Origin of the sequence: Teichococcus aerophilus, from assembly GCF_014490485.1 — a bacterium.
GTDB classification, from domain to species: domain Bacteria; phylum Pseudomonadota; class Alphaproteobacteria; order Acetobacterales; family Acetobacteraceae; genus Pseudoroseomonas; species Pseudoroseomonas aerophila.
In genome coordinates this window covers 40,436-57,526 of record NZ_JACTVA010000036.1, presented here as the reverse complement: position 1 = coordinate 57,526, position 17,091 = coordinate 40,436, and the positions used below count along the sequence as shown (strand labels likewise).

The window sequence follows — 17,091 nt, the reverse complement described above, 5'->3', positions numbered from 1 at the left end:
GGGGGCGGCAGCGGCGGGCTCGGCGGCCACCGGTTCCGGCGGCGCTTCCACCACCGGCAGTTCCAGCGCCTCGAACGGGTCGATGGCCGGGTCGGCCGGCGGCGGCGGCGCGGCCTTGGCGGGGGTGCCGATCGGCTCGCCGCGCCAGGCGGCGTCCAGCGCCGCGATCAGCGCGCTGTCGTCGCCCTGCGGCTCGCTGCCCGTCGTCTCCAGTCCGGTGACGATGCTCTTCAGGCAGTCGATGGCGGAGAGGATCAGCGTGATCCCCTCCGGCGTCACCTTCAGCGCACCCTCGCGGTACTTGCCGAGCACGTTCTCGGCGGCGTGCGCGACCTTCTCCAGCCGCGAAAGGCCGAGGAAGCCACAGGTGCCCTTGATGGTGTGGACGCTGCGGAAGATCTCGGAGAGTGTGGGCCTGTCGTCAGGCGCCTTCTCCAGCTTCAGCAGCACCACGTCGAGGGTTGCTAGCCCCTCATTGGTCTCGGTCAGGAAGTCGGCGAGAAGGTCGTCCATGATGGTCCCCGGCGGCTGGGTTTCACCCAAAATGCGTGCGGGGATGCGAAGGAAAGATGAATGGCTGTGTCACATCGGACGCAGCGTCAGCGCCTCCGCCGAAAGGCTGACGGCCCAGCCGGCGGCCTGCGCCAGCCGCACCAGAACCGGCGCCAGCACCTGGCGCGGCCCCTCCACTTCCTGGCCGGCCAGGGCGTCCGCCAGCGCCGCGGGCCAGGCCAGCACCCGGCCCGCCGGCAGCACCGCGACTCCGCCCTCGGCCGGTGCCAGCCGCACCACGCCGCCGCGCGGCAACGCCTCGCCCCCCAGCAGCGCCGCCACCAGCAGCAGTTGCGCCACGTCGGGCGCGAAGGTCTCCCCAGGCGGCAGCGCGGTCACGTCGGCGGTGACACGGCCGCCGCCCAGCACGCCCTCCAGCAGTGCGGCCATTTCGGGCGCCGTCATCGGCCCGGTGCCGGCGCCGCAGGCCGCACGCCACACTTGCAGCCGCGCCCGCAGGCTGGCGGCGGCCTCCCGCGCCAGGGCGGCGGCCTCCGCGTCATCGTCCAGCAGGTCCAGCGCCCCGGCCATGGTGCCCAGCGGGCCGACCAGGTCGTGGCAAAGCCGGGCGCAGAGGTCCTGCGCCAGGGTAAGGCTGGGTTGCGTCGGCATGCTCATGCTCCGGTTGCTTCGCGTCTCTCTACACAGGATGCTGTTAACATCACGGCAGCGTGATCGCACCCTGCTCTGGCCCCGGTGCTGCTGCCGCGTCACCCTGGCGCGGTGAACATCTCGCTCGAGCCCGGCATGCGCGTCCGCCACCCCACCCACCCGGAATGGGGCGAAGGGCAGATCCAGTCTGTGGTGAAGGAGCGGGTGACGGTGAATTTCGAACATATGGGCAAGGTGCTGATCAACGCCCTGCACGTCGAACTGGAAGTCCTGGACTGACCGATGGCCGAGTCGCTGTGGGCCCAAGCCCTGGATATCCTGTTCTCCTGGCGCTTCGCCGTGGGTGCCTTCGCCACCATCGTGGCCGGCGTGATGCGCGGCTACTCCGGCTTCGGCACCGCCATCCTGCTGGCGCCGGTCTATTCCACGCTGTGGTCGCCCCGCTTCGGCGTACCGGTGGTGCTGTTGATGGAGCTGTTCGTCTCCGCCTACCTGCTGCCCCGCTCCTTCGGCGAGGCGAACAAGAAGCTGATCCTGCCCATCTGCGCCGCCGCCGTGCTCGCCATTCCCTTCGGCTCCGTCGTGCTGCTGCATACCGAGGCCGGGCTGCTCCGCCGCTCGATCGGCGTGTTCGTGCTGGTGTTCGGGCTGCTGATGATGTCCGGCTGGCGCTACCACGGCACCCGCCCGCTGGGGCTGAACCTGGCCGTCGGCACCGTCTCCGGCCTGCTGAAGGGCGCCACCGGCATGTCCGGCCCGCCGGTCATCCTGTACCTGCTGGCGGGGAAGGAGGAAGCGCGGCAACACCGCGCCAACCTCATCCTGTTCTTCGGCGTGCTGGGCGTGGCCTCCATCATCCCGCCGCTCTGGGCCGGCCTCATCGGTATCCCCACCCTGGTCCTCACGGCCATCATGCTGCCGCTGATGCTGGTCTCGGTGCCGGTGGGTGCCCGGCTGTTCCACGTCATCCCGCTCTCCTGGTACCGGCGCTGCGCGCTGATCCTGCTGGTGGCGGCGGGCGGCTTCGCACTGCTCGGGTAACGTTCGGGCGCCGATGGGGCTTGCAGCCGGTGGGTGGCACGGCCCAAATGGAAGGCTGTGACATCCAAGCCGCCGAGGACCTCGCCTGACATGATCGACCCGTTCGGCCGGGCCATTACCTACCTGCGCGTCTCGGTCACCGACCGTTGCGACCTACGCTGCGTCTACTGCATGGCGGAGGACATGACCTTCCTGCCCAAGGCCCAGGTCCTCTCGCTGGAGGAGCTGGACCGGCTTTGTGGCGCCTTCATCGGCATGGGCGTGCAGCGCATCCGCCTGACGGGCGGGGAGCCGCTGGTGCGCAAGGATGTCATGACGCTGTTCCGCAGCCTCGGCGCCCGGATCGGCGGCGGCGGGCTGCAGGAGCTGACGGTCACCACCAACGGCACCCAGCTGACCAAGCACGCCGAGGGCCTGTACGAGGCCGGCGTCCGCCGCATCAATGTCAGCCTCGACTCGCTGGACCCGGGCACCTTCAAGGCGCTGACCCGCTGGGGCGACCTGGAAAAGACCATGGATGGCATCTTCGCCGCCAAGGGCGCCGGCCTGGCCGTGAAGATCAACGCCGTCGCCATGAAGGGCGTGAACGAGGATGAGTTCGACCGCCTGATCGCCTGGTGCGGCGAGCATGGCTTCGACCTTACCCTGATCGAGACCATGCCGCTGGGCGAGATCACCGGCGAGCGGACCGACCAGTACCTGCCCCTCTCCATGGTGCGCTCCCGTCTCCGGCAGACCTGGACGCTGGAGGATACCGATTACGCTACCGGCGGCCCCGCCCGCTACTTCACGGTGGCCGAGACCGGCCGGCGCCTCGGCTTCATCACGCCCATGACCCACAATTTCTGCGAGAGCTGCAACCGCGTGCGGCTGACCTGCACCGGCACGCTCTACATGTGCCTGGGCCAGGACGACGCCGCCGACCTGCGCGCCGTGCTGCGGGACCCCTCGGTGGATGAGGCCGGGTTGCAGCAGGCGATCCGCGACGCGATCGCCCGCAAGCCCAAGGGGCACGACTTCATTATCGACCGGCGCCGCAAGGCGCCCGCCGTGGGCCGGCATATGAGCGTGACGGGGGGCTGAACCGTGGACAGCATGCGCAATCTCGCCACCACCCTGTCCATTCCCGGCATGCCGGATTGGACGGGGCTGCTACTGCTGGCCCTCGGGCTGCTCTGCGCCGCGGCCTTCCTGCTGATGCCCTTCAGCGTATTCGGGGTGAAGGCGCGGCTGGAAGCTCTGGAAGTGCAACTGGACGAGATCCAGGCCGAAATCCGCAGCCTCGCCCTGCGCATGGGTGAACCCGCACCGCCCCGCCGCGGCCCCGCCGCCACCGATGAATGGGTGGAGCCCCCGGCCAGCTACGTCGCCACCCCGGCGCGCGACTACGCAGCGCCGCGCGTGGCGCCCCCCGTACCGCCGCCAGCCGCCTGGCCGGATGCGCCGGCGCGTGGGGCGGCGCCCTCCTCCCGCTCCGAACCGCGTCTCGACTGGCCGCGCAACCGGAACTGAAGACCGATCAAAGAGGCGGAAGAGGAAGGCCGGGGAAGGAATTCCCCGGACCCCATCTTCTTTTTGCGAGCTTTTCGTGGTGCTTCGAGGATTGGTCATCGTCGCAGGTGTCCACCCCAGCGCGAGTTTCGATGAACGCTTCTGCATGAGACGTATGCAGTAAGCTTTTGTTTTTAAAGATAAATATTAGGCGGGCAGCGCCCGGAAGCCCGGCCTGGCCCTGTAGCTCTATGGCGCCGGCCCAAGCCTCAAACAAAACTTGAAGGAAGAAGAAGGGGACCGGGGAATTCCTTCCCCGGCCTTCCCCCTCGTTTCTCCCGCCCGCCTCAGCGAACCAGCGCGACCGGCGTGCCACGCAGCGCCTGGGCGACGCCGCGGGTGAATTCGTCGGCATCGCCGGCGTTGCTGTTCCGGCGCGGCATGGTGACGTGCACACGCAGGAAGCGGCCGGCGGCGGTGCCGGCGCAGACCTGCTGTTCCACCGCTGTGCGGCCGAAGCTGCCGGAGAGGTCGGCGCAGGTCATGCTGCCGCCGGCCGGCAGGGCCAGGGTGCGGCGGCCGGTCTCGGCCAGGGTGCGGCCGGGCGGCAGCACGGTGGCTTCGCGCACGGCCTCGTCCAGCAGCGGCGTGACCAGCTCGGCCGGGGCGTTATCCGGCAACGGCGGCCGGCCCATGTCGTAGATCATGACGGAAGCGACGGCGGCCCGCGCCGGCAAGCCGTTGCGGGCCGGGGTGGTGTATTCCACCGCGCTGCCGTAGCCGGGCTGGCGCTCCTCGAAATTGGTCGTCTCGCCCCGGTCGAACCCGGCCACCTCCACCGGCAGGCGTGCCAGCACGGTGGCCAGGGGCGGCCGCGTGCCGGCGGCGGCCCGGGCGGCGGCGTCCGGGTCCTGGGGCACGGCGCACGCGCTTAGCAGCGTGGCGCCGGCCAGGGCGGGAAGCAGCCAAGCCTTCAATGCGCCGCCTCCGGCAGGGGCAGCGGCAAGCCGAAGTGAAGCGTCGCATTGGCCATGATGATACCTTCCCAGAGCAGCTGAGCGCCGATCCAGACAATCAGCGCCACGCCGACATAGGCAATGATCTTGAACCTTTCCAGTACCTTGGCCAGCAAGCCGCCCAACAGGCCCATCATGACGATGGAAATGCCCAGGCCGATGATCAGCAATTGCAGGTTGTTGCGCGCCACGGCGGCCACGGCCAGCACGTTGTCCAGGCTCATCGACACGTCGGCGATGATGATCTGCCACAGCGCCTGGCCGATGGTCTTCTTGTGGCCGCTCTCGGCCTCGATATCCGTCTCGCTCTTGTCCTCGCGCAGTTCGCGGAAGAACGTCCAGGCGATGTAGAGCAGCGCCAGGCCGCCCACGAGGTCGATCCACCACAGCGACAGCAGCATGGTGGCGAAGATGGAGAAGACGATCCGCAGCACGGCGGCGGCGATGACGCCGAACAGCACGGCCTTGCCGCGCATATGCGCCGGCAGCCCGGCGGCCGCCAGGCCGATGACGACCGCGTTGTCGCCCGAGAGAATGATGTTGAGCCAGATGATCTCTGCCAGGCCGGACAGCATGCCGGTATACGCTTCCATTGGGATCCCCACGAAGAATTTGAGCAGGAACCCGCATGGCGTCGCCCGGCACGGCGCCCCACGGGAAAGAGGGTGAGGCGAAGTTACAGGGAGGTTTCCGCCGGGTGAAGCCGGGCAGGCTTCACAAACAGCGCGCGCCAGCCATGAAAAAAGCCGCCCCAACTCGTGGGGCGGCTTTCCTCGTCATGGCCGGGGTGGGTTCGGCAGGGGCGGCGCCAGCCGCTTCCGTCGATCGCAGGCCCGGGTGCAGGCACGGGGTGGGGCGTGGCCGGGCAAGCCGGCCGTCACCTCAGTTCGCGGCGCGGGGGCCGCCATTCAGGTAGGGCAGCACTTCGCCGCCGCCCGTCCAGATCATCTGCACGGCCACGTACAGGATGACCAGCAGGCCCACCCAGGCGATCCAGCGGTGCCGTTCCAGCAGCCGGGCGATAAAGGTCGCCGCGACGCCCATCAACACGACCGAGATGGCGAGGCCCACCACCAGCACCCACAGATGCTCCTTGGCGGCGCCGGCGACGGCCAGGACGTTGTCCAGGCTCATCGACACGTCGGCCACCAGGATCTGGATGATGGCGCCCTTCAGGGTCTTGCGGTTGCCGGGCGCCTGGGCCTGCGCCTCCAGCTCGGCTTCCGTGACCTCGGGCTGATGGCCGCGCTGAAGCTCGCGGAACATCTTGTAGCAGACCCACAGCAGCAACACGCCGCCGGCCAGCGTCAGGCCAACGATGGCCAAAAGCTGGGTGGTGATGGCGGCGAAGCCGATCCGCATGATGGTCGCGGCGGCGATGCCCCAGAAGATGGCCTTGCGGCGCTGCTCGGCCGGCAGGCCGGCGGCGGCCATGCCGACGACGATGGCGTTGTCGCCCGCCAGCACAAGGTCGATCAGCAGTACCTGCCCGAGCGCAATCAGCTCAGGCATCCAGGCAGATAAATCCATGTTGTTCGCATCCCGGCGTAAGAGAATGCGCCATCGCTTGCTTGGGCCGGGCTTGTCAACCGGAACCGGAGGGGCCACACCCCTGCCGCCCTCCCCCTTCCAAGGATCGCCCCTATGGTTCCGCGCTACTCCCGCCCCGAAATGGCTGCGATCTGGTCATCCGAGACCCGCTACCAGATCTGGTTCGAGATTGAAGCGCTGGCGGCCGAGAAGATGGGCGAGCTGGGCACCATCCCCGCCGAGTCCGCCAAGGTGATCCGCGAGAAGGGCGCCCCCCGCGCCGCCGCGATCTCCGCTGCCGACATCGCCCGGATCGACGAGATCGAGGGCGTGACCCGCCACGACGTCATCGCCTTCCTGACCTGGATGGCCGAAGGCATCGGCGAGGACGCCCGCTTCATGCACCAGGGCATGACCAGCTCCGACGTGCTGGACACCTGCCTGTCCGTGCAGCTGACCCGCGCGGCGGACATCCTGATCGCGGATCTGGACCGCGTGCTGGCGGCGCTGAAGGCGCGGGCGATCGAGCACAAGTTCACGCCGACCATCGGCCGCAGCCACGGCATCCATGCCGAGCCGACGACCTTCGGCCTGAAGCTGGCCGGGCATTACGCCGAATTCGCCCGCTGCCGCGCCCGCGTGGTCGCCGCCCGCGCCGAGGTTGCCACCTGCGCCATCTCCGGCCCCGTCGGCACCTTCGCGAGTGTCGACCCACGCGTGGAAGATTTCGTCGCGGCCAAGCTCGGGCTGGCGGTCGAGCCCTCCTCCACCCAGGTCATCCCGCGCGACCGGCACGCAGCCTATTTCTGCGCCCTGGCTCTGGTGGCCTCGGCCATCGAGCGGCTGGCGACGGAAGTGCGCCACCTGCAGCGCTCCGAGGTGCGGGAGGCGGAAGAATACTTCCACCCGGGCCAGAAGGGCTCCTCCGCCATGCCGCACAAGCGCAACCCGGTGCTGAGCGAGAACCTGACCGGCTTGGCCCGCGTGGTGCGCGGCTACGCGATGCCGGCGCTGGAGAACGTGGCGCTGTGGCATGAGCGCGATATCAGCCACTCCTCCGTCGAGCGCTTCATCGGCCCCGACGCCACCATCACGCTGGACTTCGCCCTGGGCCGCCTGGCGGGGATGATGGAGAAGCTGACGATCTACCCGGCGCAGATGGCCGCGAACCTGGAAAGCCTGGGCGGCGTCGTCCACAGCCAGAAGGTGCTGCTGGCGCTGACGCAGGCGGGCCTGTCGCGCGAGGCGTCCTACGCCGCCGTGCAGCGCGCCGCCATGGCCACCTGGACCAAGCTGGGCCAGCCGGACGCCAAGTCGTTCCGCGACAACCTGCTGGCCGACCCGGAAGTGGGCGGCACGATGGATGCCGCCGCGCTGGACGGTGCCATCGACCCGCAGCGCGACTTCCGCCACGTCGAGACCATCTTCGCCCGCGTCTTCGCCTGATTCCCGCCGGGGGGCGCCAACGGTGACACCACCGCCGGCGTTCCACCCCCCGGGCGGCAGCTGAGCCGTCTTCCAGACAAGGAAGAGGGCCACCATGTCGCGCTGGCAACTGACTCTCCGGCGAATTCTGCGGCAGAACTGGGTGCACAGCGCCCTCTACTGCTTCGCCGGCATCGTGGTGGCCTTGCTGGCGGCCGAGTTCCAGTGGCTGGTGCCGGAAGGCTTCGCGCTGCGCGTAGGCGCCGATGCGGCCGGCAACATCCTGGGGGTCCTCGCCTCCTCGATGCTGTCGGTCACCACCTTCTCACTCACCATCCTGGTGTCTGCGCTCGCCTCAGCCTCCTCCGGCGTCTCGCCGCGGGCGACGCGGTTGCTGGTGCAGGACCGGACGACGCAGAACGCGCTGGCCACCTTCATCGGCGCCTTCATGTTCAGCATCGTCGGCATCATCGCGCTCGCCAGCGGCCTGTACGGGGCGGGCGGGCGGCTGCTGCTGCTGGGCGCCACCGTCGCCGTCATCGCCATCATCATCGTCACGCTGCTGCGCTGGATGCAGCACCTCTCCCGCATGGGCCGGGTGGGGGAGACGGTGGAGCGGGTGGAAGCCGCCGCCCTGGCCGCGTTCGAGGACCGGCGGCGCGCGCCTTTCCTGGGTGGTGCGCCGCGCCTGCCGGGCACGCACCAGCCGGTGCCGCTCTACCCCACGGCCATCGGCTATGTGCAGCATGTGGATGTCGGCCGCCTGGCCCGGCAGGCCGGCGAGCGCGTCATCGACGTCGCGGCGATGCCCGGCTGCTTCGTCCACCCCGCCCGCCCCCTGGCCTGGCTGCCGGAGGGCCTGGAACCCGAGGCGCATGACCGCCTGCGGGACGCCTTCCTCATCGGCACCGACCGGACCTTCGAGCAGGACCCGCGCTTCGGCCTCATCGTGCTGGGTGAGATCGCGGACAAGGCGCTCTCCGCCGCCGTCAACGACTCCGGCACCGTCATCGGCGTGCTGGGCAGCGCGACGCGGGTGCTGGCGGCCTGGTCGCGGCCGCTGGAGCAGCCGCCCGAGACCGAATACCCCCAGATCCGCGTCCCCGCCCTCGACGCCGCCGACCTGCTGGACGACGCCTTCGGCCCGGTGGCGCGGCATGGCGCCGGCACGCTGGAGGTCGCCATCCGCCTGCAGAAGACCTTTGCCGCGCTGGCCGCTCTGGCCCCCGCAACCTTCCGCGAGGAAGCCGCAGCCCAGGCCGCGCTGGCGTTGAAGCGGGCCGAGCAGGCGCTCGACCTGCCGGAGGACCGGGCCCGCCTCCGCGCCGCCGCCGAAGGCTGACCGGTACCGCGCCATACCTGGCAGCCTGTCCACCTGGCCGCTACGGGGCCGCCTGGGTCGCGCGCACTGTGCGCCCGCTTGGCCGACGACCGCCGCTCCTCTGACACGGCACGCCGCCTCACAGCTTCGTGTTGGGCGGCCATGCGCTCGCCCGCCCGTTGCCACCGTTCCGCCTCAGACGACCCCGAAATCAGAGGTCATGACGAGGAGGAACAACCAGATGCCACGTCTCCTGACGCTCTCCGGCCTGAAGCGGTTCGCAGCCGCAGGGCTGATCGCTCTGGGCCTCGGCGCCGGGGCGATGGTCGCGCCGAGCCCGGCTGAAGCCGCACCGCCGGCCGTCGCCGCCATCACGCACGGCCAGCCGGGCGTGACCCCGGTGCAGTACTACCGCTACGGCCCGCCGCCGCGCGGCTACTACCGCGGCCCGCCGCCGCGCCGTTACTACGCCCCGCCCCGCGCCTACTACCGCGGCCCGCCGCAGGGCCACTGGCGCCACCGTGGCCCGCCGCCGCGCTACTACCGTGGCCCGCCGCGCGGCTACTACCGTTACTGAATGACGGCGAAGGCCGGGGAACCCTCCCCGGCCTTCGTTGCGTCTGGACGGCGGTGCGCCTCTGGGGAAGTGGGAAGAAGGCCGGGGAAAGAATTCCCCGGACCCCTTCTTCATTTTTTCGAGTTTTTGCCGGCCTGCGTGTCGAGGCGTCGCGCTGGAATGACACGGTTCGCGCAAGAGATCCGGGGCCTCTGGCGATTGGGTTCAATCTGCGGCACCCAATTCAATATCAACCGAGCATCCTCTCTCAGCCTTATGAGAGTAAGCCTTCACGACCCCCGCCCCTCAGAGCCCGTTTGGAAAATCAGGCGAATCAGTCACGGCGGGCTTTTCCGCGCCAGCTTTGTCAGCGGCTTGGCCCAATGTCCTGGCATTGGGCCAAGCCACCTCCGCGCTGGCACTAAAAATCCCGGCCGCGCCCTCAGCCGCCAGAGTTTCCAAGCAGGCTCTCAAAGTGCAAAACCAAACTCGAAGAAAAAAAGGGGTCCGGGGAATTCTTTCCCCGGCCTTCCTACCTCCCAAAAGAAAAGGGCCAGGGCACTAGAGGCTGTTATGGACCACCCATAAACAGCTGAAATTGCTTGACTTTCTATATAAGGGCTCGGCGCGGAAAGCCTGCAAAATCAAGCTTCTAGCGGCAGGTCCATAACAGCCTCTAGGCCCTGGCCCTCTCTCGTGCCCCTCAGGCCAGGCTGGCCGGGTCCTTGGGGTCTTCCTTCGGCTTCGGCGCCTCGGCCGCGGCATCGCCGCCCGGGGTGGCGTCGGCCTCGCCGCCCAGCTTGGCTTCCAGCGCCGCGACGCGGGCGGAGAGGGCGGTGGATTCCTCGCGCGCCCGGCGGGCCACTTCCAAGGCGGCGTCCAGGTCCTCGCGACGGACCAGGTCCAGCTTCTGCACCAGGATTTCCATCTGCGACTTCACCGCCGCCTCGATCTCCGCGCGCGCCCCGGCCATCACCGAGAAGGCGCCGCCGGCCACGCCGGCCAGGTCGTCGAAGAAGCGCCCACGGCGGCCAGGACCGCCAGCCGTGCCACCCGTCGCGCCGCCGCTGGTATTCGAATCCGTCATCCCAACCTCCAAAAACCCTGCCTGTGGACGCCATGGCCAGCCGGCCCGCCGCCGGGCCGCCGGGCATCGGCGCTTGCCGCTGTCACGGCACGGCGCCTATACCCGCCGCGCCCGAGGAACAACCCCGGGGAGCGGGGCCGGGCGGATACGTTCCGCCGGGCACGGCTCCCCTGGATGAAGTCACTTGGACCTTCGCATCGCGGAAGGCTCTGCGCGCCCATGGATTTCACTGCATGTATCTAGTGACCGGAGGGGCCGGTTTCATCGGCTCCAACCTCGTCGCGGCTCTGTGCGCGCGGGGGGAGGAAGTCCTGGTGGTGGACCGGCTGCGCGCCGGCGATACGGGACGCGAGAAGTGGCGCAATCTGGCCCATCACGGCATCGCCGGCCTGCTGCCGCCGGACCGGTTGTGGGACTGGCTGGCCGATAGCCCGCGCCCGAAGGCCATCCTGCACCTGGGCGCCGTCAGCGACACGACGGTGACGGACGGAGACCTGGTGGCGGAGAGCAACCTCTCCATGACGCTGCGCCTGTTCTCCTGGTGCGCCGAGAACGAGGTGCCGCTGATCTATGCGTCCTCCGGCGCCACCTATGGCGGCGGCGACCAGGGCTTCGACGACGATGCCTCGCCCGAAGCGCTGGCCGCGCTGCGGCCGCTGAACCTCTATGGCTGGTCCAAGCACGCGACGGACCGGCGGATCGCCGACCTGCTGGCGCGCGGGCGCAAGGCGCCGCCGCAATGGGCCGGGCTGAAGTTCTTCAACGTCTATGGGCCGAACGAATTCCACAAGGGCCGCATGGCCAGCGTGGTGCTGCACAAGTTCCGCCAGATCAACGCCGGCAACCCCGCCACCCTGTTCCGCAGCGACCGCAAGGGCATCGCCGATGGAGAGCAGTTGCGCGACTTCGTCCATGTGGATGACTGCGTGGCGGTGATGCTGTGGCTGCTGGACCATCCGCAGGTCTCCGGCCTGTTCAATGTCGGCACCGGCACCGCCCGCAGCTTCCTGGACCTGACCCGCGCCATCTACACCGCGCTGGGCAAGGAGCCGGACATCGCCTTCGTGGACATGCCGGTCGATTTGGAAGGCAAGTACCAGTACTACACCCAGGCGCGGATGGACCGGCTGCGCGCCGCCGGCTTCACCGGCACCGCCACGGGGCTGGAGGAAGGGGTGGCGCGCTACGTGCAGCGCTTCCTGACCCAGCCCGACCCCTACGTCTGAAAGGGCCGGGCATGTTCCTCGCCATTCCGTTTCCCGCCATCGACCCGACGCTGATCCAGATCGGGCCCATCGCCATCCGCTGGTACGCGCTGGCCTATATCGCCGGCATCGTCATCGGCTGGCAGTGGATGAAGCGGCTGGTGGGGCTGCACCCCGTCGTCGCCACCCAGCAGCAGGTGGATGACTTCGTCACCTGGGCGGTGCTGGGCGTCATCCTGGGCGGGCGGCTGGGCTACGTGCTGTTCTACGGGTTCGAGCGCTATCTCAGCGTGCCGTGGGAGGTGTTCTACGTCTGGCAGGGCGGCATGTCGTTCCATGGCGGCGCCGCCGGCGTCATCGTGGCCATACTGCTCTATTGCCGGCAGCAGAAGATCAGCATCCTCGGATTCGGGGACCGGATCTGCGCCATCGTCCCGGTCGGGCTGTTCTTCGGCCGGCTGGCCAACTTCATCAATGGCGAGCTGTGGGGCCGGGTGTCGGACGTGCCCTGGGCCATGGTGTTCCCCACCGGCGGGCCGCTGCCCCGCCACCCCAGCCAGTTGTATCAGGCGGGCATGGAGGGGCTGGTGCTGCTGGCCGTCGTGCAGACGCTGATCCACATCCCCGCCATCCGCGCCCGGCTGGGCTTCACCGCCGGCGCCTTCCTGGCCGGCTACGGCCTGGCCCGCATCATCGGCGAGTTCTTCCGCCAGCCGGATGCGCAGCTGGGCTTCCTGTTCGGCGGCGCCACGATGGGGCAGTTGCTCTCCATCCCGATGGTGCTGGTCGGCCTGTTCTTCATGCTGCGCGCGCGGCCGGTGCCGGCGGGCCTGCCCGCTTGAACCTGCGGCCTCCTAGGTCGCCGCTAGGCGGCGCCGAGCGCCTCGACCACTTCATGGCCCGCGCCGCCACGGCCTATTACGCGGGGCGGGAGGCGATCGGCGCGCGGGGGGATTTCACCACGGCGCCAGAAATGTCCCAAGCCTTTGGCGAGTGCCTGGGGCTGTGGGCCGCCGTGGTCTGGCAGCAGATGGGCGCCCCTGCCCCGGTGCATCTGGTGGAGTTCGGCCCTGGACGCGGCACGCTGATGGCGGATGCGCTACGCGGCATCGCCAGCGCCATGCCGGCCTTCCGTGCCGCCCTGCAGGTGCATCTGGTGGAGACCAGCCCCAGCCTGCGCGCCCGGCAGGCCGAGGCACTGGGCGATGGCGTCGCCGCATGGCACGACAACGCCACGACCCTGCCGCCCGGCCCCGCCATCATCCTCGGCAACGAGTTTCTGGACGCGCTGCCGATCCGCCAGTTCGTCCGCCGCGGCGCCGGCTGGGCCGAGCGATTCGTGCAGGACGGCGCCTTCATGGAGGCCCCGGCCCAGGACCACCCGCCCCTGCCCGTGGAAGCGCCGGAAGGCGCCATCCAGGAATGGAACCAGGCGTCGGAGAGCTTCATCGCCACCCTCGCCACCCGGCTGGCGGCCCAGGGCGGCGCGGCGCTGTTCCTGGATTATGGCCCGGCGGAGAGCGGGCTGGGCGACAGCCTGCAGGCCCTCTCCGGCCACGACGCGGCCGACCCGCTGGCCGAGCCCGGCAGCGTGGACATCACCGCCCATGTCGATTTCGCCGCACTCGCCCGCGTGGCCCGTACCGCCGGCGCCGCCGCGCATGGGCCGGTGCCGCAGGGCCTGTTCCTGCAATCGCTGGGGCTGGTGACTCGCGCCGCCATGCTGGCCCGCGCCGCGCCGCATACCGCCGGCATGCAGCTCTCCGCCGCCCAGCGGCTGGTGGCGCCGGAAGGCATGGGGCGGCTGTTCAAGGCGCTCACGCTCTGCCATCCCCAATTGCCCGCACCGCCCGGTTTCGAGGTATCGCCCGCATGACCGCCGAGTTCCTGACCGACCTGGCCCTGGATGGCCTGCCGCACGGCTTCTTCACCCGCAATGGCGGCGTCTCCACCGGCCGCTTTGCCAGCCTGAACTGCTCGCTCTCCGGCAAGGACGATGCCGACGCGGTGGCCCGCAACCGCGCGCTGGCCATGCAGGCCATCGGGATGGACCCGGCGAAGCTGTCCGGCCTGACCCAGGTGCACGGCATCGCCGTCGCGCACGTCACCGCCCCCATCCCGCTGGATGCGCGCCCGCAGGCGGATGCGATGGTGACGGACCGCCCTGGCCTGGCGCTGGGCATCGTCACCGCCGATTGCGGCCCCATCCTGTTCGCGGACCACAAGGCCGGCGTGGTCGGCGGCGCCCATGCCGGCTGGCGCGGCGCCGTGGGCGGCGTGCTGGAAGCCACCATCGCCGCCATGGAGGCGCTGGGCGCCCGGCGGCAGGATATCGCCGCCGTGGTCGGCCCCTGCATCCGCCAGCCTTCCTACGAGGTCGGGCCCGATATGCGGGATGCCGCCCTGGCCGCCAGCGCCGATGCCGCCCGCTTCTTCGCCCCCGGCCAGCGGGAGGACCGCTGGCAGTTCGACCTGGCCGGCTACTGCGCCGCCCGGCTGCGCGCGGCGGGCACCGGCACCGTGGCCATCGTACCTGCCGATACCCTGGCCGACGAAGCTCGTTTCTTCAGCTATCGCCGCAACACCCTGGCGGGGGGCGGGCCGATCGGCCACCAGCTCTCCGCCATCGCCCTGCCGCAATAGGCCTGCAAGCGTGCCTTACATGATCATGTTCATGCTGCTTCTCCTCGTCACAATGATGGTGTCCTGTATTGCCCTGGTCTGAAGCCTTCGGGCGCGGTTCCCTGCTGCGGCGCCTGCCGCACTGCCTGACCGTGGCGGCCCTGCTGCTGGTGGCCGCCTGTGGCGACCTGCGGCCCTACAGCGGCAACCCCGGCGGGGACGCGGCGCGCCTGGCGCTGCCGCCGGCCTACCGCATCGCCGTCCCCCCGCCCTCCGACGTGCTGCTGACGGACGAGGCCACCAAGGACCTGGCGGAAGCCATGGCGCTGGCCCTGCGCGACGCCGAGGTTCCCGCCGCGGTAACCGAGCCGCAGCCGCTGGACCTGCGGCTGAGCATCGTCGTCCAGCGGCCGGATGGGGACCGCAATTCCATCGTGCCGCGCTACACGCTCTACAGCGCCGATGGCCAGTCCCTGGCCAGCAACACCGGCGCCCCGGTGCCGCTGGCGGCCTGGGGCAGCGAGGCACCCTCCGTCTTCAAGCGCCTGGGTGACCGGGACGCGCCCGGCATCGCCGCGCTGCTCGCCGGCATCGAGGCCGCGCGCAAGACCACGCACCCGGAGGCCCTGACCGGCAAGGCGCCGCCGCGCCTGCGCCTGGTGCCGGTGCGCGGCGCCCCCGGCGACGGCAACACCAGCCTGACCGCCAAGATGCAGGAATTCCTGACGCAGCGCGGGCTGGTGCCGCAGAACAACGCGGATGGCGCCGACTACGCGGTGGAAGGCCACGTCACCATGGCCGACGCACCGAACAACCAGCAGCGCGTGGAAGTGCTGTGGACCGTGACCCGCCGCGATGGCTACGAGCTGGGCCGGGTGCTGCAGATCAACGAAGTGCCGCGCGGCACGCTGAACCGCTACTGGGGCGACGTCGCCTTCGTCGTGGCCAACGAAGCCTCGGCCGGTATCCGCGACGTGCTGGCCAATGCCGGCGCACCCCCGGGCCCGCAGAACATGGCCGAGCCACCCCTGCGCGGCAGCACCCCGGCCGCCACGCCCGCCGCGGCGCCGGCAACCCCGGCGGCAGCACCAGTGCCAGCGCAGCGGCGGCGTCGTTAGTCGCTCGCGGGGTTGGCGGAAGGCTGGGGGAAGGAATTCCCCCAGGCCGCCATCTTTTTTCTTCGAGTCTGGCGGTGGGGCTAAATGTCGGGCGGTGGCTGTGTGGTGGGGTGTCCTGTCCAATTTCCCCTGGATGAGATCTTTTGCCCGCCACTCAATGCGATCCGCAACAACCTCAGAACTACAGAATATATGTTTGAATACAATGCATTAAGAGAGTCTCCGCTTTCCCCATGAACACCCAGTCGCGGGTTTCCGAAGACCTCAGGCCTTTGGCGGGGAGAGTTTGAGAGGGGCAGCGCCCCTCTCAAGGGCACCGAAGCAAGCCATATGTCTTTCACGCCAAGCCCACGGGTCGCCCAGACGCGGAACACCAACGCCCCAATCAACGACGTAGGCAGGCGTGCGGCTTCCTGCACCCCCTTGCACAGGCGCTCCCTTGACGGCACCAGGGCGATGCATCGCTATGCCGCAGCTTTTGCCGCAAGGATTTCGCCGTGACCGCAATGCCCCCGACCCGCCTTACCATCGGCCGTGACACCACGGTCTGCATGTCGCTCGCGGGCCGGCCGGGTACCTTTGGCTCGCGGTTCCACAACCATCTCTATGCGGCGCTGGGGCTGGACTACATCTACAAGGCCTTCACCACGCGGGACTTGCCGTCAGCGATTGGCGGCCTGCGGGCGTTCGGCATCCGCGGCTGCGCCGTGTCGATGCCGTTCAAGGAGGCCTGCATCCCGTTGCTGGATACGATGGCGCCCTCGGCGGCGGCCATCAGTTCGGTCAATACCATCGTCAATGATGACGGGCGGCTGAGCGGCCACAACACCGACTATGCCGCCATCGCGCCGCTGCTGGTGAAGCATGGCGTGCCGGCCAGCACCGGCTTCGTCTCCCGTGGCAGCGGCGGCATGGCCAAGGCGGTGGTTTCCGCCCTGCGCGATGCCGGCTTCAGCCAGGGTACCGTCGTCTCCCGCAACGAGGCCGCCGGGCGTGCCCTGGCGTCCGCATGCGGCTTCGGCTGGCAGGCGGAGGCGACCGCCGCGCCGATGCTGGTGAACATCACCCCGATCGGCATGGAAGGCGCGCCGGAAGCCACCGAGCTGGCCTTCCCTGAAGCGCTGATCGCGGAGGCGAGCGTGGTGTTCGACGTGGTGAACCTGCCGCCGGAGACGCCGCTGATCCGCCGCGCCCGCGCACTGGGCAAGACCGTCATCACCGGCGCCGAGGTAGCGACGCTGCAGGCGGTGGAGCAGTTCGTCCTCTACACCGGCATCACCCCAAGCGAGGCGCAGATCGCCGCAGCCGCCGACTTCGCCCGGGGCTAGAACGCGGCCGGCGCAGGGGATGCGGCGGACCCGTCCTGAACCTTGCCCGGCGGCGTGGTGCATGCTTTGCGCGGCCACCAATGACGGCCGCTCTGGAGCATGATGCGTTCACATTCCTTGCCGCCGCATGCTCGCCGTCCATGTTTGATCGCGTCATTCCGCCTTCTGCGGGAAGGAAGGCCAGGGG

Annotated in this window: 19 protein-coding genes; 13 read left to right on the top strand and 6 right to left on the bottom strand. The window is 69.7% G+C overall.

The genetic code is table 11. The annotated features are described in order from the left end of the window. Positions 1-513 (bottom strand): Hpt domain-containing protein (locus tag IBL26_RS17685; protein ID WP_187785830.1); only part of this gene is annotated, 513 nt, incomplete at its 3' end. A gap of 69 nt (positions 514-582) precedes the next feature. Then, the gene (locus IBL26_RS17680; protein ID WP_194443634.1) at positions 583-1,164 is read right to left on the bottom strand and encodes a histidine phosphotransferase family protein; all 582 of its coding nucleotides are present in this window, start codon (positions 1,162-1,164) and stop codon (positions 583-585) included. A gap of 135 nt (positions 1,165-1,299) precedes the next feature. On the opposite strand from IBL26_RS17680, the gene IBL26_RS17675 reads away from it, so the two are divergent. The 4 genes from IBL26_RS17675 to IBL26_RS17660 all read left to right on the top strand — a co-directional run bounded on the left by IBL26_RS17675 (position 1,300) and on the right by IBL26_RS17660 (position 3,717). Then, the gene (locus IBL26_RS17675; RefSeq protein ID WP_187785839.1) at positions 1,300-1,443 is read left to right on the top strand and encodes a DUF3553 domain-containing protein; all 144 of its coding nucleotides are present in this window, start codon (positions 1,300-1,302) and stop codon (positions 1,441-1,443) included. A 3-nt stretch (positions 1,444-1,446) separates the two neighbouring features. Further along, entirely contained in the window at positions 1,447-2,205 is a 759-nt protein-coding gene (locus IBL26_RS17670) for a sulfite exporter TauE/SafE family protein (RefSeq protein ID WP_187785828.1), read from the top strand. A gap of 90 nt (positions 2,206-2,295) precedes the next feature. Further along, on the top strand, positions 2,296-3,288 hold the full coding sequence (moaA, locus tag IBL26_RS17665; RefSeq protein WP_194443633.1) for a GTP 3',8-cyclase MoaA: 993 nt from the start codon (positions 2,296-2,298) through the stop codon (positions 3,286-3,288). A gap of 12 nt (positions 3,289-3,300) precedes the next feature. Then, positions 3,301-3,717, top strand: a complete 417-nt coding sequence (locus tag IBL26_RS17660) for a hypothetical protein (RefSeq protein ID WP_187785826.1) — start codon at positions 3,301-3,303, stop codon at positions 3,715-3,717. Positions 3,718-4,043: 326 nt separating this feature from the next. Here the strand turns inward: IBL26_RS17660 and IBL26_RS17655 are convergent, their stop codons facing one another. The 3 genes from IBL26_RS17655 to IBL26_RS17645 form a co-directional block, all read right to left on the bottom strand. Then, entirely contained in the window at positions 4,044-4,673 is a 630-nt protein-coding gene (locus IBL26_RS17655; protein WP_187785825.1) for a hypothetical protein, read from the bottom strand. Then, positions 4,670-5,305: a YjbE family putative metal transport protein gene (locus IBL26_RS17650; protein WP_187785824.1), complete on the bottom strand. Its 636-nt coding sequence runs from the start codon at positions 5,303-5,305 to the stop codon at positions 4,670-4,672. Before IBL26_RS17650 ends, IBL26_RS17655 begins: the two co-directional genes overlap by 4 nt. A 289-nt stretch (positions 5,306-5,594) precedes the next feature. After that, positions 5,595-6,242, bottom strand: coding sequence for a TerC family protein (locus IBL26_RS17645; protein WP_187785823.1), 648 nt, complete (start codon positions 6,240-6,242; stop codon positions 5,595-5,597). A 114-nt stretch (positions 6,243-6,356) separates the two neighbouring features. On the opposite strand from IBL26_RS17645, the gene purB reads away from it, so the two are divergent. The 3 genes from purB (at position 6,357) to IBL26_RS17630 (ending at position 9,565) form a co-directional block, all read left to right on the top strand. Further along, positions 6,357-7,688: an adenylosuccinate lyase gene (gene purB / locus IBL26_RS17640; protein ID WP_187785822.1), complete on the top strand. Its 1,332-nt coding sequence runs from the start codon at positions 6,357-6,359 to the stop codon at positions 7,686-7,688. A gap of 94 nt (positions 7,689-7,782) precedes the next feature. After that, complete coding sequence (locus IBL26_RS17635) at positions 7,783-9,009, top strand: DUF2254 domain-containing protein (RefSeq protein WP_187785821.1); 1,227 nt, start codon at positions 7,783-7,785, stop codon at positions 9,007-9,009. 220 nt (positions 9,010-9,229) lie between these two features. Continuing rightward, positions 9,230-9,565 carry a hypothetical protein gene (locus IBL26_RS17630; RefSeq protein WP_187785820.1) on the top strand — a complete coding sequence of 112 codons (336 nt, stop codon included), beginning with the start codon at positions 9,230-9,232 and terminating at the stop codon, positions 9,563-9,565. Between the two features lie 682 nt (positions 9,566-10,247). Here IBL26_RS17630 and IBL26_RS17625 read toward each other — a convergent pair. Further along, positions 10,248-10,631 (bottom strand): accessory factor UbiK family protein, encoded by a 384-nt coding sequence (locus IBL26_RS17625; protein ID WP_187785819.1) that lies wholly within the window; start codon positions 10,629-10,631, stop codon positions 10,248-10,250. Between the two features lie 233 nt (positions 10,632-10,864). Between IBL26_RS17625 and rfaD the strand changes: the two genes are divergently transcribed. The 6 genes from rfaD to IBL26_RS17595 all read left to right on the top strand — a co-directional run bounded on the left by rfaD (position 10,865) and on the right by IBL26_RS17595 (position 16,904). Continuing rightward, entirely contained in the window at positions 10,865-11,857 is a 993-nt protein-coding gene (gene rfaD, locus IBL26_RS17620; protein WP_187785818.1) for an ADP-glyceromanno-heptose 6-epimerase, read from the top strand. 11 nt (positions 11,858-11,868) lie between these two features. Beyond that, entirely contained in the window at positions 11,869-12,678 is an 810-nt protein-coding gene (gene lgt, locus IBL26_RS17615; RefSeq protein ID WP_187785817.1) for a prolipoprotein diacylglyceryl transferase, read from the top strand. A 53-nt stretch (positions 12,679-12,731) separates the two neighbouring features. Next, positions 12,732-13,712 (top strand): class I SAM-dependent methyltransferase, encoded by a 981-nt coding sequence (locus IBL26_RS17610; protein WP_187785838.1) that lies wholly within the window; start codon positions 12,732-12,734, stop codon positions 13,710-13,712. Next, on the top strand, positions 13,709-14,479 hold the full coding sequence (gene pgeF / locus IBL26_RS17605) for a peptidoglycan editing factor PgeF (protein WP_187785816.1): 771 nt from the start codon (positions 13,709-13,711) through the stop codon (positions 14,477-14,479). The genes IBL26_RS17610 and pgeF overlap by 4 nt, the downstream gene beginning before the upstream one ends. 68 nt (positions 14,480-14,547) lie before the next feature. Next, a complete protein-coding gene (locus tag IBL26_RS17600) occupies positions 14,548-15,576 on the top strand; it encodes a hypothetical protein (protein WP_187785815.1) in 1,029 nt (342 codons plus the stop codon). A gap of 506 nt (positions 15,577-16,082) precedes the next feature. After that, positions 16,083-16,904, top strand: coding sequence for a shikimate 5-dehydrogenase (locus tag IBL26_RS17595; RefSeq protein WP_187785837.1), 822 nt, complete (start codon positions 16,083-16,085; stop codon positions 16,902-16,904). Positions 16,905-17,091: the final 187 nt, after the last annotated feature.

Bases quoted from the DNA above. Each gene is read 5' to 3' on its own strand.
- IBL26_RS17680 (WP_194443634.1), bottom strand. From the start codon at position 1,164: ATGCCGACGCAACCCAGCCTTACCCTGGCGCAGGACCTCTGCGCCCGG.
- IBL26_RS17675 (WP_187785839.1), top strand. From the start codon at position 1,300: ATGCGCGTCCGCCACCCCACCCACCCGGAATGGGGCGAAGGGCAGATC.
- IBL26_RS17670 (WP_187785828.1), top strand. From the start codon at position 1,447: ATGGCCGAGTCGCTGTGGGCCCAAGCCCTGGATATCCTGTTCTCCTGG.
- moaA (WP_194443633.1), top strand. From the start codon at position 2,296: ATGATCGACCCGTTCGGCCGGGCCATTACCTACCTGCGCGTCTCGGTC.
- IBL26_RS17660 (WP_187785826.1), top strand. From the start codon at position 3,301: ATGCGCAATCTCGCCACCACCCTGTCCATTCCCGGCATGCCGGATTGG.
- IBL26_RS17650 (WP_187785824.1), bottom strand. From the start codon at position 5,305: ATGGAAGCGTATACCGGCATGCTGTCCGGCCTGGCAGAGATCATCTGG.
- IBL26_RS17645 (WP_187785823.1), bottom strand. From the start codon at position 6,242: ATGGATTTATCTGCCTGGATGCCTGAGCTGATTGCGCTCGGGCAGGTA.
- purB (WP_187785822.1), top strand. From the start codon at position 6,357: ATGGTTCCGCGCTACTCCCGCCCCGAAATGGCTGCGATCTGGTCATCC.
- IBL26_RS17635 (WP_187785821.1), top strand. From the start codon at position 7,783: ATGTCGCGCTGGCAACTGACTCTCCGGCGAATTCTGCGGCAGAACTGG.
- IBL26_RS17630 (WP_187785820.1), top strand. From the start codon at position 9,230: ATGCCACGTCTCCTGACGCTCTCCGGCCTGAAGCGGTTCGCAGCCGCA.
- IBL26_RS17625 (WP_187785819.1), bottom strand. From the start codon at position 10,631: ATGACGGATTCGAATACCAGCGGCGGCGCGACGGGTGGCACGGCTGGC.
- rfaD (WP_187785818.1), top strand. From the start codon at position 10,865: ATGTATCTAGTGACCGGAGGGGCCGGTTTCATCGGCTCCAACCTCGTC.
- lgt (WP_187785817.1), top strand. From the start codon at position 11,869: ATGTTCCTCGCCATTCCGTTTCCCGCCATCGACCCGACGCTGATCCAG.
- IBL26_RS17610 (WP_187785838.1), top strand. From the start codon at position 12,732: ATGGCCCGCGCCGCCACGGCCTATTACGCGGGGCGGGAGGCGATCGGC.
- pgeF (WP_187785816.1), top strand. From the start codon at position 13,709: ATGACCGCCGAGTTCCTGACCGACCTGGCCCTGGATGGCCTGCCGCAC.
- IBL26_RS17595 (WP_187785837.1), top strand. From the start codon at position 16,083: ATGCCCCCGACCCGCCTTACCATCGGCCGTGACACCACGGTCTGCATG.